We start from the raw sequence: 14,108 nt of genomic DNA, 5'->3' as shown, positions 1-14,108 counted from the left end.
CGCAGCCGGTCCTTTTCGGCCCTCTGCACAGGGCGGAGGATGCGCCCATGACCCAGCTTCCGCCCTTCACGCTCGACCACTGGCTGTCCGCCCATGATTTCGCGACGCCGCCCATCGCCTACAATCTCGCGTCGAGCACCGGCCCGCGCTGGACCCTGGCGCAGCTCGCCGCGCTGGGCGACCCTCCGCACGGCAACGCCGACGATCTTGCCGACACGGTGCTCGCCTATGCCCCGCCGCAGGGCAGCACATGCTTGCGCGAAGCCATCGCCGACTTCCACGGCGTCCCGCCCGAAAGCGTCACCGCCACCACCGGATCGTCCGAAGCGCTCTCCGTCCTCCTCTGCCTGGTCGCGGAACCGGGCGCGAACATCGTCCTGCCCGATCCGGGCTACCCCGCCTATGCCGCCGTGGCGCAGGGATGGGGCCTTGCCAGCCGCCCCTACCGGCTCGACCGCGCCGACGGCTTCGCCGCGCGCGACGACGCCATCCTCGCGCAGGTGGACGACGCCACTCGCCTCGTCATTCTCAACACGCCGCACAATCCCTCCGGCGCGGTCATGCCTCGCGCCGAGATCGAGACGCTCGCCGCCACATTGGCTGAAAGGGGCATCCCCCTGCTGGTGGACGAGGTCTATCATCCGCTTTATTTCGGGGGGCATCAGCCGTCCGCCGCCGGCATCCCCAACGTCCTCGTCATCGGCGACCTGTCGAAAGCGCTGTCGCTGCCCGGCTTGCGTACCGGCTGGCTGATCGATGGGGATGCCGCACGGCGGGAGCGGATCGTCGACGCCCGCAGTTACTTCACCGTCAGCGGATCGCCGCTGCTGGAACGGCTGGCAACCCACGCGCTGCGCCATCGCGGCGCGATCCTGTCACGCCTTGAAACAGTGGCAAACGCCAACATCGCATTGCTCGACGCCCTCGTCGCCGAATCGCACGGTCGCCTTGCCTGGGCACGTCCGCAGGGCGGGACCACCGCTTTCCCCTGGCTCACGCAAACCGCCGACGCGCGCCCCTTTTGCGAGACCTTGGCGCAGGCGGGCGTGTTGCTCGCGCCGGGCGACTGCTTCGGTCATCCCGCGCATATGCGGATCGGTTTCACCCAGCAGGCGGACGGCTTCGCCGCCGCGGTGGAACGGATCGCCGACGCGCTCCAGCGGCTTTAGCTGCGGCCGAACCATCCCTTCATCCGCCGGAAAAGACCGCGCTCGTTCACCGGCTCGAACATCTCGTCCGGGCCTTCGGGGTCCAGCACCTCGTTGTCGGCGAGCCATTCCTGCACCGTGTTGAGATCGGGCGTGCGATAGGGCCGCAACGTGCGCCCCCGCTTCTGCCGCATCTCCTCGATCCCCGCAACCAGCCCCCGTTCGGCCAGCACGGTCGCGACCCGCTCGATCGGCAGGTCGAGATGTTCGGCGATCAGGTCGTTGCGGATGCGCAATATCTCACCCTGCCGCCCTTCGTTGGCGGGCAGGGCCGTGTCGATGCACACGTCGCATTCGGTATCGAGCCGCATCGAACGATTGTTCATGTTGGACGACCCGACCCGGATCAGCCGGTCGTCCACGATCAGGATCTTGGCGTGGACGTAGATCGGCGCGCCCCGCTGCGTATAGGGGTGATAACGCGAAAGCGCCCATGCGGATCGCGGCTCTTCAGCGCTTCGAACAGACGCGCGCGCGCCGTGTCCATCGCCTGCTGCTCCAGCCAGCCATCGGCGAAGAGCGGGTTGACGATGACGATGTCCGGCCCGTCCGGTTCGGCCAGGCGTTGGGCGATTGCCTCGGCGATCCGGCGGGAGGCGAAATACTGGCTTTCGGCGTAGATATGCCGCTTCGCCGCCGCGATCTGGTGCAGATAGAGTTGCTCGATCTCGGTCGTTTCTTCCTGATCGTCCATCCGTGGCGCGGTGCGGGCGATGGCGACATCGACCTGCTCGAACATCACCGGCAGGTTGCCCGGCCAGCAATCCTCGATACCGGTGACAGGCTCCAGCGTATCGCCGCCCGCCCCGTTCCAGCGCATCCGCGCATGTTCGCCCAGTGCGGCGGCCACCGGTCCCGACAGCGCCGTGGTCGCATCGTGCCAGGGGCCGTAGGGCGATCCGTCGGGATGGTGGCGACCGGGGTCCTCGTCGCGATGGTGGCGCGTGTCCCACCGGTCGCCGGTCATGTCGATCCCGCCGCAGAAAGCGAAACAGTCGTCGATCACCACGATCTTCTGATGATGCGACGCGGCGGGCGGATGATGGCTGTCCAGCTTCACCGTCACGCGCGGATGCGCCATCCACTTCAAAGTGGTGAACAGGTTGGTGGGGCGCACCATCGACTTCATCGCCCCCACGTCCCAGCGGAGAAGATAGATTTGCAGTTCGGGCCGCCGGTCGACCAGCCAGGTGATGAAGTCGCCGATCACCACCGGCGCGCCGTCGTCGGCCTCGTCCTCGCGGATAAGGCTGATCGCCGCGTCGAAATCCCATCCGACCAGCATGATGCGGCGCTGGGCCATCATCATCGCGGCGCGCGCGTGGCGGAAATAATTGTCCGCGTCGATGATCACGCTCGCCTTGTCGGCGCGCGCGATACGCCAGCAGTCGACGCCCGGTGTCAGGCTCATGCCGCGCTCCCCACGGTCAGGCAGGCGAGAAACATCAGCAACCCTGCGAATCGGTTGGAACGGAATTTGGCGAGCGGATCGATACCGTCCTCCTTCAATGTCGCGACCTGCCACAGCAGATGCGCCGCCATCGGCAGCAACGCGACGAGCGCGAGCCATTGCCCCCGCACGTCCCAGATCGCCGCCGCCCACAAAAGGAGCGCCATCGCGTAGCACAGCGTCACACCGCCCCGCACATGCCGCCCCATCGAAAGCGCGCTGGACCCGATACCGATCAGGGCATCGTCCTCCCGGTCCTGCAGCGCGTAGACGGTGTCATAGCCCACCACCCAGAAAATCGTCCCGGCATACAGCAACAGCCCCGGCCGCGTCAGCGCGCCTGCGACTTCGCTCCACCCCACCAGCGCCGCCCAGGAAAAGACGAGGCCGAGCCAGACCTGCGGCCATCCGGTGATCCGCTTCATGAACGGATAGGCCGCAACCAGCGCCAGGCTCCCCAGTGCCACGACCTGCGCATAAAGGTCCAGTTGCAGCAGCACGACCAGGCCGACGAGGCACAGCGCCAGCAGCCATGCCCACGCCGTCCGCACGTCCATCGCTCCGCTCGCCAGGGGGCGGGTGGCGGTGCGCGCCACCTTGCGGTCGATGTCGCGGTCGACGATGTCGTTAAACACGCACCCCGCGCCGCGCATTGCGACCGCGCCCAGCAGCAGCCAGGCGATCAGCGGCCAGCGCGCAAAACCCCCGCCCGCCAGCGCGACCGACCACGCCCCCGGCCAGAACAGCAGCCACCAGCCGATGGGCCGGTCGAACCGCGCCAGCTGCGCCAGAATGCGCGGCGTTGCGGGCAACCGCGCCAGCAGGCCGCGCGCTTCACTGTCAGGGACGATCGTTTGGTTCATGCGACTCCGTTGCGCCGCTTGCCGAGCGGGCGTGATCCTCTTTAGGGAAGAACGGCCAATGGACAAGCCAAGAGAGACGATGACCGCCACCCCTGCCTGGCCGCCGCAAAGCGCCCCGCGCCTCCATGTCGAAACCCAGCTGGGAGACGGAGTCGCCGTACCGGTCGACGGCAATCCCGCCCATTACCTCATCAGCGTCATGCGGGTGAAGGCGGACGACATCGTCCTCCTTTTCGACGGGCGGTCGGGCGAATGGGCGGCGCGCGCACGCGACATTCGCAAGCGCGACCTCGTCCTCGAATGCGTGGCCCAGACCAAGCCGCCCGAACAGGTTCCCGATTTCTGGCTTTGCTGCGCGCCGGTCAAGAAGGGCCGGATCGACCTCATCGCCGAAAAGGCCTGCGAACTGGGCGTCGCGCGGCTCCAGCCGGTGCTGACCCGCCGCGCCGTGGTGGACAAGCTCAACTACGACCGGCTGCACGCCCATCTGGTGGAGGCGGCGGAGCAATGCGGGCGCACCGCCTTGCCGGAACTGGCCGACATGGTGAAGCTCGAGGCGCTGCTGCGCGACTGGCCGACAGGCCGCAACCTCTTCTTCGCCGACGAAACCGGCGGTGCGCCGCTCGAACAGGCCTTGCGCGCCCATCCCGGCCCCGCCGCTTTCCTCGTGGGGCCGGAGGGCGGCTTCGATCCTGCCGAACGCGCCGCGATTCGCGCTGCACCGGGCGCGGTCCCCGTTTCGCTCGGACCCCGCATCCTGCGCGCTGAAACCGCTGCCATCGCCGCCACCGCCGCGTGGATGGCGATCAATGGCGACTGGTCCTGACCTGCGGCCATATGCCGATCAAAACAGTTTCATTTCGCCATGTTATTGCATTGAGCACCGGCGCAACCTAACTGAGCGCCGCGCGTCCTGTTTGACGTGCCGGGGGGAAGGACTAAGGGCGGGCGATGAGCACCAGAACCGACTCGGGGGATCATGATCCCGTCATCGAAAGCCGCGATCAGCTGATCGCCGCTTTTGCCAAGGGTGAAAAGCCCAGGGACCGTTGGCGCATCGGCACCGAGCATGAGAAATTCGTCTACGCCCGCAAGGATCACCATGCGCCGGCCTATGAGGAAAAGGGCGGCATCCATACGCTGCTGATCGGCCTCACCCGCTATGGCTGGAACCCGGTGTTCGAGGGGGAGAATATCATCGCCCTGTCGGGGAGCGACGGCACGATCAGCCTCGAACCGGCGGGGCAGCTCGAACTGTCGGGCGCGCCGCTCGACAATCTGCACCTGACCTGTGCGGAAACCGGGCGGCATCTGGAGCAGGTGAAATATGTCGGCGACATGCTGGGCCTGGGTTTCCTTGGCCTTGGCATGTGGCCGGACAAGGCGCGCGCCGATCTCCCCATCATGCCCAAGGGCCGGTATGAGATCATGCTGCGCCACATGCCGCGCGTCGGCAGCCTCGGCCTAGACATGATGCTGCGCACCTGCACCATCCAGACCAACCTCGACTATGGCAGCGAAGCGGACATGGCGCAGAAGTTCCGCGTCAGCCTGGCGCTTCAGCCGCTGGCGACCGCACTCTTCGCCAACTCCCCCTTCACCGACGGGAAGCCCAACGGCTTCCTCTCCTACCGCAGCCATATCTGGTCGGACACCGACCCGCATCGCACGGGCATGTTGCCTTTCGTGTTCGAGGATGGGTTCGGCTATGAACGCTATGCCGACTATGCCCTCGATGTGCCGATGTATTTCGTCTACCGCGACGGTCGCTATATCGATGCTGCGGGGCTCAGCTTCCGCGACTTCCTCGACGGCAGGCTGTCGGTGCTGCCGGGGGAAAAGCCCACGGAAAAGGACTGGGAGGATCATCTCTCCACCGCCTTCCCCGAAGTGCGGATGAAGAGCTTCCTCGAAATGCGCGGCGCTGACGGCGGCCCGTGGAACCGTATCTGTGCGCTGCCTGCCCTCTGGGTCGGCCTTCTCTACGATCAGGGCGCGCTCGATGCGGCGTGGGACGTGGTGAAGGACTGGAGCATGGAGGAACGGCAGGTGCTGCGCGATTCGGTCCCCCGGCTCGGCCTCGACGCGCCCATCGGCGGCGGGCGCAAGCTGCGCGACATCGCCCGCGAAGTGCTCGACATCGCCCGTTCGGGGCTTTCCTCGCGCGCGCGCCTCAACGGGTCGGGCGACAATGAAACCGGCTACCTCGGCTTCCTCGAAGAAGTGGTCGCATCCGGCAAGACCAACGCCGAACGTCTCCTCGAACGCTATCACGGCGAATGGGGCGGCGACATCGACCGGGTCTATGCGGAAGAAAGCTTCTGATCACTCCGCCGGCTGCGGCAGCGCCGTGGCCGGTCGGCGGCCCGTGATGCGGGCGAACAGGCGCGGCACCGGGCCGTTGCGCTCCATCCAGTCCCAATAGGCCCGATAGGCGGGATCGGCGGACAAATGCCGCTCCTCCGTCTTCGCGCGCCAGTAATAGATGGCGTTGGTGAGGCCAAGCAGCGCGCAATTGCGCACGATATCGGGGATCGATCCGCTGACGCTCAGGAACGGCAGCGAGGAAAACCACCAGAACAGGTTCTTCGAAAGATAGGCCGGATGCCTGCTCCAGCGATAGGGCCCGTGCGTCAGGATACCGCGATGGGTGAGGTTGGAAAAACGCAGCCCGAACGCCACCGTCGCCCACGCATAGACGCCCGTCAGCAGCACCAGCCATCCGCCCAGCAGCCATGGCAGCACGGGCATCCCCTGCACCCATGCGTCCCATTCCTGGCCCCCCGCATGATAGTCGAGCGGTCCGCCGCCGCCCATAAGGACGAAAGGCGGGTAGCAGATCAGCGCCGCCACCCAGCCTTCCAGATAGGGGTTGGCGGTGCGGATATGCGAATCGAGCGGCCGGAACGTCAGGATGTAGCCCACTGTCGCCAGGCACACGTCGATCATGAACATGACCGCGATCAGGAAACCGGTCAGCGCCACCGGATGCGCCAGTGCGTCCTCGATTCGCCAGTTCACGACGCTCGCGAAATTGCCCGGCACGATCGACACCATGAAGGCTAGAAAAAAGCCCTTCACCGCCCAGGCCCGCGCATGGTGCGCCACTTGGGCCATGTCGGGCTGTCCCGCCGCACCGCCGATCACCCACTGGCCGAAATGATAGGACGCATCGCGCGGATCGACCAGCCGCCGGTCGATCCAGAGAATATAGGGGATGGACGCGGCCAGCAGCCAGGGCGCGGCGGCGGTGAACAGGTCCATGGCGAAACGATAATTGCCGCTCCAGTACCAGCGCGCGATGCAATAGAAGATCGCGATGGCGAGCCATGTCGCCCACAGTCCTGCGATCTTCACCAGTGCGGTATCGGCCGCGTCCCGCCACGCCCGCGCAGGCGCGTTCCAGTCGATCCCCGTAGATGCGCGGCGATGCACCCGGTCGACCAATAGCGACCACAGCACCATCGGCAGTCCGCAGGCCACGACGGCGGCAAAGCCAGCATTCGGCCCGTCCATGCCATAGCGCCGTGCCACCATCGCCCACACGGCCAGTCCGAACAGACCCGCGACCCCTACGCCATGGCTGACGGCAGACGGTGGGCAGGGATCGGCGGCGCTCATGACTTCCCCCTAGCGGAAATTGGTAAGCAAGGCGTGAACCGCCCATGTCAAGGACAGCAACCGGATAGTTCGTTAGCTAACTAACTATTATTTCGAACTATGTGTGCAACTGTCTCGTTCGCTGTTTCATCGGGCAACTTCCCAACCGCTCCCCGGCAGCCTACATGGGGACCATGGAACGCTTCGACGTCGTCATTCTGGGTGCCGGGCTCGTCGGCCTCACCCTTGGCATCGCCCTTTCGCGCCACGGGGTGCGCACTGCCGTCATCGACCCGGCGCAACCGCTGGCGCAGACCGCCCCCGGTTTCGACGGGCGCGTCTCGGCCATCAGTTCGACCAGCTACGCCATGCTGTCGGCAATCGGCGTCGCCGAGCATCTGGACGGCAAGGGCTGCCCCATAGACCGCATCTGGGTCAGCGACGGGTTGGAACCCGGCGCGCTCGATTTCGCACCGGACGCGGATGACGGTATCATGGGCACGATGTTCCCCAACCGGGATCTGCGCCTCGCTTTGGCCGAAACGGCGAAGGGCGCGGAAAACCTCCAGATTTTTCAGCCCGACCGCGCCACCCATGTCGATCGCGGCGTCGATGGCGTCACCCTGACGCTGGAAACCGGCGCGACGCTTCACGGCGCGCTGCTCATCGCTGCCGAGGGACGCAACAGCCCTACCCGCGAGGCCGCCGGCATCCGTACCACCCGCTGGCAGTACAGGCACACCGCCATGGTGACCGCCATCGACCATGACATCCCCCACGCCAACACGGCCTATGAAATCTTCTATGTCGGCGGCCCCTTCGCGCTTCTTCCCATGCAGCCGGGTACGCGTTCGGCGGTCGTTTGGACCGTCCCGACCGATCAGGCGCCCGCGATGCTGAAGCTGTCCGAACGCGCCTGGCTTGCCGAAGCGCAGAAACGGATCGGCAGTTTTCTGGGCGATATCCGTCTGGCCGGGCCGCGCTCCTCCTATCCTCTTGGCTTCCACCATGCCGCCCGCATCACCGACACGCGCCTCGCGCTGGTGGGCGACAGCGCCCATGCGATCCACCCGATTGCGGGGCAGGGTCTCAACCTGGGCTTCCGCGACGTCGCCGCGCTGGTCGAAGTATTGGTGGAGGGGATGCGCCTCGGTCTCGATCCGGGGGACGCGCAGCTGCTGGCCCGCTACCAGCGCTGGCGCGGGCTGGACGCGCTGACGACCAGCGTCGCGATGGACGGCCTCGTCCGCCTGTTCGACGTGCCGGGCCGGATCCCCTCGCTTGTCCGGCGTGCGGGCCTTGCCGCCGTGCAGCGCACCGCCCCGCTCAAGAACCGTTTCATGGCAGCAGCGCGCGGCCAGTCGGGCAAGCTGCCCAAGCTGCTGGTCGGCGAGATGGTGTAGGGCGTTAGCGGCGGATCAGATCATCCGCCGCAATACATCGTCCTTCAGCACGAAATGATGGCGCAGCGCCGCTGCGACATGCAGCGCCAGCAGCACCGCCCAGGCGATGCCCATCACTTCATGCCCCTCGCCCGAAAGGCCGACGATGGCGTCGCCCTTCGCCACCGGCAGCTTGGGCACATCGAACAGGAAGAACCAGTTCAACGGCCGCGTGCCAGCCGACACCATGATCCACCCGCTGAGCGGCACGACGATCATGAAGCCGTAGAACAGCGCGTGGGTCCCCTTCGCCACCGCCGTCTCCCATCCCGACATATGCGCGGGGAGATCGGGCGCGCGGTGAGTCGCCCGCCACAGCAACCGCACGATCGCGAGCGCCAGCACCGTAAGGCCGATCGACTTGTGGACCGGCATCACCGCCCAGTCGCGCGGCAACGCGTCATGTCCCAGCCCCAGTGCGATGTTAGCGACGATGAGGACGGCCATGATCCAGTGGAGCCAGCGGGCGACGGCGGTATATCGGTTCAAGGCAATGCTCCTTTATAAAAAGCGCTCCTAAGCCTGACGATTGGCGACCAGATTGTCCACCACCGCCGGTTCGGCCAGTGTGCTGGTGTCACCCAGCGCCTGTGCCGACACCTCTCCCTCCGCGATCTTGCGGAGGATCCGGCGCATGATCTTACCCGACCGCGTCTTGGGCAGGCCCGGTGTGAACTGGATGGCATCGGGCGTGGCGATGGGGCCGATCTCGCTGCGCACCCACTGAACCAGCGTCTTGCGCAGGCTTTCGTCGCCCTCATGCCCGTTGTTGAGCGTCACATAGGCGTAGATGCCCTGCCCTTTCACGTCATGGGGGAAGCCCACCACGGCGGCTTCCGCAACCGCACGGTGCGATACCAGCGCGCTTTCCACCTCGGCGGTGCCCATGCGGTGCCCCGACACGTTGATGACATCGTCGACCCGGCCCGTGATCCAGTAATATCCGTCCGCATCCCGGCGCGCGCCGTCGCCGGTCGTGTATTTGCCACGGTAAGTGGTGAAGTAGGTCTGGAAGAAGCGGTCATGATCGCCCCATACGGTCCGCATTTGCCCGGGCCAGCTGCGCGCGATGACGAGATTGCCCTCGGTCGCGCCTTCCAGCACCTGACCTTCCGCATCGACGATCTGCGGAACGACGCCTGGCATCGGCAACGTCGCCGACCCCGGCTTGAGGTCGGTCGCGCCCGGCATCGGCGCGATCATCGCGCCGCCCGTTTCCGTCTGCCACCAGGTGTCGATGATGGGGCAGCGGCCCTCGCCCACCACGCCATGATACCAGCGCCACGCTTCGGGGTTGATCGGCTCACCCACGGTGCCGAGCAGCTTGAGCGATTGGCGGCTGGTCGCATGGACGAAGCCATCCCCCTCCTTCATCAGCGCGCGCAGCGCGGTCGGCGCGGTAAAGAGCGTGTGCACCTGATGCCGGTCCACCACTTCCCAGATGCGGCTCGGCGTCGGCCAGTTGGGAACGCCCTCATACATCAGGGTCGTCGCCCCGTTCGCCAGCGGTCCATAGACGATATAGCTGTGCCCCGTGACCCATCCGATGTCGGCGGCACACCACCAGACATTGCCGGGCTGGTAGTCGAAGCATAGTTCATGTGTCAGGCTGGCCCAGAGCAGGTAGCCGCCGCTCGTATGCAGCACGCCCTTGGGCTTTCCTGTGGAGCCGGACGTGTAGAGAATGAACAGCGGGTCCTCCGCGTTCACCGGCTCGGGCGGGCAATCGGCGTCCACATCCGCCATTTCCTCATGCAGCCAGCGGTCGCGCCCTTCCTGCATGATGACGTCTCCGCCGGTCGCCTTGACCACCAGCACCGTCTCGATTCCGGGGCAGTCCTTCAACGCAGCGTCGACATTGGCCTTGAGCGGCACCGCCTTGCCCGCGCGGCGTCCTTCGTCGGCGGTGACGATCAACGTCGAATCGCAATCCTGCAACCGCCCGCACAGCGCCTCGGGGGAAAAGCCGCCGAAGACCACCGAATGGATCGCACCGATGCGCGCGCAGGCGAGCAGGGCGAAGGCCGCTTCGGGAATCATCGGCAGGTAGATGGTGATCTGGTCGCCCTTTTTCGCACCGGCTTTTTTCAGCACATTGGCAAAGCGGCACACTTCCTCGTGCAGCTGGCGATAGGTGTAGCGGCGCGGCTCCGCATCGGGCGAATCGGGTTCCCAGATGATCGCGACCTGATCGCCACGTTCGGCGAGATGGCGATCGATGCAATTGGCGCTGACGTTGAGCGTTCCGTCCGCGAACCACTTCACCCCGAAGTCCGTTTCGTCGAAGCTGCTTTCGTCGGCCTTGGTCGGCGCCTCGATCCAGTCCAGCCGCTTGGCCCGCTCCAGCCAATAGGCCTCCGGCTCCGCCACCGAACGTTCGTAATCCGCCGCGCGGCCCGCCTCGTCGAAAACGGCGTCTTCCGCCCAGTTTTTCGGCACGGGGAAGAAATCGTCAGGCATCCGGCATCCTTTCAACGGGCTATTGTCGCATTGGATGCCGCTCTATCGCCTCGGCCGCCGGATCGGAAGGGCGGGCTTCCCCTTTTGCCGCTATCCTTTCGACGGACGGAGACGCCGTCGAGTGGAACCGCCCCCCATTTTGCCGCTTCCCCACAGGGGCGCGCACGCCTAACAGGAAACGCCTATGTGGCTGCTCTATCAATTCCCGCTCTGTCCCTTTTCACGCAAGGTCCGACTCCTTCTGGGAGAAAAGGGCGTGGGCTACGACCTGGTGCGCGAATCGCCCTGGGCGCAGCGGGACGAGTTTCTGGATCTCAACCCTGCCGGAACGACCCCGGTGATGGTGGATCAGGACAAGAGCGTCACATTGATCGACAGCCAGGCCATCTGCGAATATTTCGAGGAGACGGTGGAAAAATTCCCGCTGATCTCCGGCGCGGCGACGGCGCGGGCCGAAGTGCGGCGGCTCACCGCCTTCTTCGACCAGAATTTCTACGGCGACGTGGTCGGCCCGCTGCTGCACGAGCGGATGAAGAAGCGCCTGATCGAACGCGCCCCGCCCGATGCGCGGGTGCTGCGCGAGGCGATGAAGCGCGCCAATGTCCACATGGATTATATGGATTATCTGCTCGATCATCGCAGCTGGATGGCAGGCGCGACCCTGAGCTTGGCCGACATTGCGGCGGCGGCGCACTTGTCCGTCGCGGATTACCTGGGCGGCATCGACTGGGCAGGGCATGAGCCGGTCAAACGCTGGTATGCGGGCTTCAAGTCACGTCCGTCCTTCCGCCCTCTGCTGTCGGAGCGAATGGAAGTCATCACCCCGCCGCCCCATTATGAGAAGCCCGACTTCTAATCGGCTTCCGCCGCGAGGTAGACGCGGTTGCGGCCATGTTCCTTGGCGAGGTAGAGAGCCCGGTCGGCGGCCTTGAGCGCGGCACGCGGGTCCTCATAGGCAAGGACGTTGGCGACGCCCGCCGAAAAGCTCACCCGTTCCATCCGCTCGCCGTTGGAACGGTTGACGAGGCTGCGCCCGGCAAGATCCTGACGCACCCGATCCACCGCCTCGCAGGTTTCGCCGGCGCTCTTGCCGCGGAATAGCATGACGAACTCCTCGCCCCCGTGCCGCGCGACATGGCAATGGTCGTCTGACGCCTTGGACAGAAGACCGGCGACGAACTTGAGGACGCGGTCGCCGGTATCGTGACCGTGGGTATCGTTGATGACCTTGAAATGATCGATGTCGCAAAAGGCAACCGACAACTGCTCGCCATTTTCTTGCGCCAGCACCAGTTCGTCCCGCAGCACGCCTTCGAAGGCGCGACGGTTGGGAAGACCGGTCAGATGGTCATGCTCTGCGGCGCGGCGCGCGGTTTCCAGGCTGGACTTGAGCGCATGCGTCTGCTTCTGGTTCTCACGCAGCTGGCTTTCGACCTGCCGCGTCTTTTCCACCATCGAACGGGTCAGTCCGACGAGCCGGGCAAGCACCGGCTCATTGTCGCCATCGTCGGACAGGCCCTTGGCCTGCTCCTGAAGCGCGGCCCCGTAATCCTTCGCCGAATTGCGCGATTCGTGCATCAGGCCGCTGAAGTGGCTGAGATTTTCCTCGACCTTGTCCAGCATCGAGGCCAACGATTCGGGCGTGACTTCGTCGGCCCGCTGATCGGCGGACAGCGTTTCGATCCAACTGTTGGTGATCTTGCCGCGCTCCATCAGCACTGCCTTGATCGCCTTCTCCACCCCGACATTGGCCCCGGTCAGATAATCCAGCGCCACGCTGAAATTGACCGGCGTCAGGTCGAGGTCGTGGGCGAAGAGGAAATCGCCGATATCGCTGTAAAGCTGGCGGCGGCGCACGACTTCGCGATTGGCCGCGGTGCCTGCGCGCGGACGCTGCGCCTCCTGCGCATCGGGCATGTCTTCGTCGTCCGAACGGCCCGACAAGCCCTTTGCCCAGCGCGCTAGGCGATCGGTCAGCCCCTGATGGCTGCCAGCGGAAGGTGAGAGTGCCCCAGTCATGCCGATCATAACGGCATCGACCCGATATCCTTAAATCGGCGGTTACCGACCGAATATCAGATGTCGGCGCCGATCAGCCAGTCGCGGAAAATCCGCACCGCCCGCGTCTGCAGCGCGCGGGGGCGGCACACGAACATGTAGCGATAGGGGCTTTCGGCCTTGATCGGGAACAGCCGCACCAGGCGGGGGTCTCCTGCCTGTTCGAAGTGGCTGGCATGCATGACCGCAACGCCCAGACCCTGCGCCGCTGCTTCCAGCATCAACTGACCCGAATCGTAATTGTCGATCGCCAGCGGTTGCAGGTCGGGCAAGCCTGCCGCTTCCTTCCACGCGTCGAAGGACAATGCCATTTCGCGGTGAAGCAGAATCGTTTGTTGCGCCAGTTCCTCCGGCGACTTCAACGCCTGCGGCCCTTCCAGCAATTGGCGGCGGCCGATGAGGTAAATTTCCTCATGATCGAGTTCATGCGCATAGAATGCCGGATCGATATCCCGCGCCATCAGCACGATCGCGGCGTCCAGCCCTTCGCCGAGCCGTGCGATGGCATGGGGCGTGGTTTCAATGTCGATATGCAGTTGCGGATGCTGCTGGCGCAGGCGACCCAGATGCGGGAACAGCCGCTGCGTCGCGAACAGCGGCAGCACCGCCAGCCGCAACCGCAACTGGTTGCCGCCACTCTGGATCGTCTCCAGCGCCTGGCTGAGCGCATCTAATGCAGGCGCGATGTCGTCGAGCAGCCGCTGGCCGTCGGTATTGATTTCCAGCGCCTGATGCTTGCGGTCGAACAACGGCCTGCCGATGAAGCGCTCCAGGGCCTGCACCCGGCGGCTGAGCGCGGGCGTCGACAGCGCAAGCTCCTCCGCCGCGGCCTTCACCGAGCCGAGGCGCGCAACCTGCACGAAGGCCTCAAGGGCCGTAAGGGGCGGCAATCTGCGCATTGATCCGTCACGTTCCGAAGCCCATCCGCTGCGCCGCGTCAATTCTGATTATCGAACGGCCGCATCCGGGTCTCAAGCATCCTGCCGCCAATGAGCCGGAAAACAGGCCCTTTGGCAAGATGCAAAAT

11 protein-coding genes and 1 pseudogene are annotated in these 14,108 nt (G+C 65.6%); 5 read left to right on the top strand and 7 right to left on the bottom strand.

All coding sequences use genetic code 11. The features are described from left to right. Window positions 1–47: 47 nt before the first annotated feature. Window positions 48–1,169 carry a pyridoxal phosphate-dependent aminotransferase gene (locus DI606_RS00125; RefSeq protein WP_293978763.1) on the top strand — a complete coding sequence of 374 codons (1,122 nt, stop codon included), beginning with the start codon at window positions 48–50 and terminating at the stop codon, window positions 1,167–1,169. Here DI606_RS00125 and DI606_RS00120 read toward each other — a convergent pair. Continuing rightward, window positions 1,166–2,619, bottom strand: a pseudogene (locus DI606_RS00120) (phospholipase D-like domain-containing protein). The gene DI606_RS00125 and the pseudogene DI606_RS00120 sit on opposite strands and share 4 nt — an antisense overlap. Next, the gene (gene ubiA / locus DI606_RS00115; RefSeq protein ID WP_293978761.1) at window positions 2,616–3,521 is read right to left on the bottom strand and encodes a 4-hydroxybenzoate octaprenyltransferase; all 906 of its coding nucleotides are present in this window, start codon (window positions 3,519–3,521) and stop codon (window positions 2,616–2,618) included. The pseudogene DI606_RS00120 and the gene ubiA overlap by 4 nt, the downstream one beginning before the upstream one ends. 79 nt (window positions 3,522–3,600) lie before the next feature. Between ubiA and DI606_RS00110 the strand changes: the two genes are divergently transcribed. Beyond that, on the top strand, window positions 3,601–4,347 hold the full coding sequence (locus DI606_RS00110) for a 16S rRNA (uracil(1498)-N(3))-methyltransferase (protein WP_293978758.1): 747 nt from the start codon (window positions 3,601–3,603) through the stop codon (window positions 4,345–4,347). Between the two features lie 125 nt (window positions 4,348–4,472). Then, window positions 4,473–5,846 carry a glutamate--cysteine ligase gene (locus DI606_RS00105; protein ID WP_293978755.1) on the top strand — a complete coding sequence of 458 codons (1,374 nt, stop codon included), beginning with the start codon at window positions 4,473–4,475 and terminating at the stop codon, window positions 5,844–5,846. Here the strand turns inward: DI606_RS00105 and DI606_RS00100 are convergent, their stop codons facing one another. Next, window positions 5,847–7,142, bottom strand: coding sequence for an isoprenylcysteine carboxylmethyltransferase family protein (locus DI606_RS00100; RefSeq protein ID WP_293978752.1), 1,296 nt, complete (start codon window positions 7,140–7,142; stop codon window positions 5,847–5,849). Between the two features lie 173 nt (window positions 7,143–7,315). Here DI606_RS00100 and DI606_RS00095 point away from each other — a divergent pair, with 173 nt between their 5' ends. Further along, the gene (locus DI606_RS00095; protein WP_293978750.1) at window positions 7,316–8,524 is read left to right on the top strand and encodes a UbiH/UbiF/VisC/COQ6 family ubiquinone biosynthesis hydroxylase; all 1,209 of its coding nucleotides are present in this window, start codon (window positions 7,316–7,318) and stop codon (window positions 8,522–8,524) included. 15 nt (window positions 8,525–8,539) lie between these two features. Here DI606_RS00095 and DI606_RS00090 read toward each other — a convergent pair whose 3' ends face one another. Both DI606_RS00090 and acs read right to left on the bottom strand, forming a co-directional pair. Then, window positions 8,540–9,052 carry a cytochrome b gene (locus DI606_RS00090; RefSeq protein WP_293978748.1) on the bottom strand — a complete coding sequence of 171 codons (513 nt, stop codon included), beginning with the start codon at window positions 9,050–9,052 and terminating at the stop codon, window positions 8,540–8,542. A gap of 27 nt (window positions 9,053–9,079) precedes the next feature. Continuing rightward, window positions 9,080–11,023 (bottom strand): acetate--CoA ligase, encoded by a 1,944-nt coding sequence (gene acs / locus DI606_RS00085; RefSeq protein ID WP_293978745.1) that lies wholly within the window; start codon window positions 11,021–11,023, stop codon window positions 9,080–9,082. Between the two features lie 184 nt (window positions 11,024–11,207). On the opposite strand from acs, the gene DI606_RS00080 reads away from it, so the two are divergent. Beyond that, window positions 11,208–11,879, top strand: a complete 672-nt coding sequence (locus DI606_RS00080) for a glutathione S-transferase family protein (protein ID WP_293978743.1) — start codon at window positions 11,208–11,210, stop codon at window positions 11,877–11,879. Here DI606_RS00080 and DI606_RS00075 read toward each other — a convergent pair. After that, on the bottom strand, window positions 11,876–13,042 hold the full coding sequence (locus tag DI606_RS00075) for a diguanylate cyclase (protein WP_293978741.1): 1,167 nt from the start codon (window positions 13,040–13,042) through the stop codon (window positions 11,876–11,878). The two genes, DI606_RS00080 and DI606_RS00075, sit on opposite strands and share 4 nt — an antisense overlap. A 56-nt stretch (window positions 13,043–13,098) precedes the next feature. Next, window positions 13,099–13,980, bottom strand: a complete 882-nt coding sequence (locus DI606_RS00070; protein WP_293978738.1) for a LysR substrate-binding domain-containing protein — start codon at window positions 13,978–13,980, stop codon at window positions 13,099–13,101. Between the last annotated feature and the right edge of the window lie 128 nt (window positions 13,981–14,108).

Origin of the sequence: Sphingobium sp. (genome assembly GCF_003248505.1) — a bacterium.
Taxonomy (GTDB): Bacteria; Pseudomonadota; Alphaproteobacteria; order Sphingomonadales; family Sphingomonadaceae; genus Sphingobium.
Note: the sequence above shows the minus strand (reverse complement) of the source record. Positions and strands in the feature narration are given on the sequence as shown.

What these genes read in the sequence shown, in the direction of transcription:
- DI606_RS00110 (WP_293978758.1), top strand. Translation starts at nt 3,601, where the DNA reads ATGACCGCCACCCCTGCCTGGCCGCCGCAAAGCGCCCCGCGCCTCCAT.
- DI606_RS00075 (WP_293978741.1), bottom strand. Translation starts at nt 13,042, where the DNA reads ATGACTGGGGCACTCTCACCTTCCGCTGGCAGCCATCAGGGGCTGACC.
- DI606_RS00105 (WP_293978755.1), top strand. Translation starts at nt 4,473, where the DNA reads ATGAGCACCAGAACCGACTCGGGGGATCATGATCCCGTCATCGAAAGC.
- DI606_RS00095 (WP_293978750.1), top strand. Translation starts at nt 7,316, where the DNA reads ATGGAACGCTTCGACGTCGTCATTCTGGGTGCCGGGCTCGTCGGCCTC.
- DI606_RS00125 (WP_293978763.1), top strand. Translation starts at nt 48, where the DNA reads ATGACCCAGCTTCCGCCCTTCACGCTCGACCACTGGCTGTCCGCCCAT.
- DI606_RS00070 (WP_293978738.1), bottom strand. Translation starts at nt 13,980, where the DNA reads ATGCGCAGATTGCCGCCCCTTACGGCCCTTGAGGCCTTCGTGCAGGTT.
- ubiA (WP_293978761.1), bottom strand. Translation starts at nt 3,521, where the DNA reads ATGAACCAAACGATCGTCCCTGACAGTGAAGCGCGCGGCCTGCTGGCG.
- DI606_RS00080 (WP_293978743.1), top strand. Translation starts at nt 11,208, where the DNA reads ATGTGGCTGCTCTATCAATTCCCGCTCTGTCCCTTTTCACGCAAGGTC.
- DI606_RS00100 (WP_293978752.1), bottom strand. Translation starts at nt 7,142, where the DNA reads ATGAGCGCCGCCGATCCCTGCCCACCGTCTGCCGTCAGCCATGGCGTA.
- acs (WP_293978745.1), bottom strand. Translation starts at nt 11,023, where the DNA reads ATGCCTGACGATTTCTTCCCCGTGCCGAAAAACTGGGCGGAAGACGCC.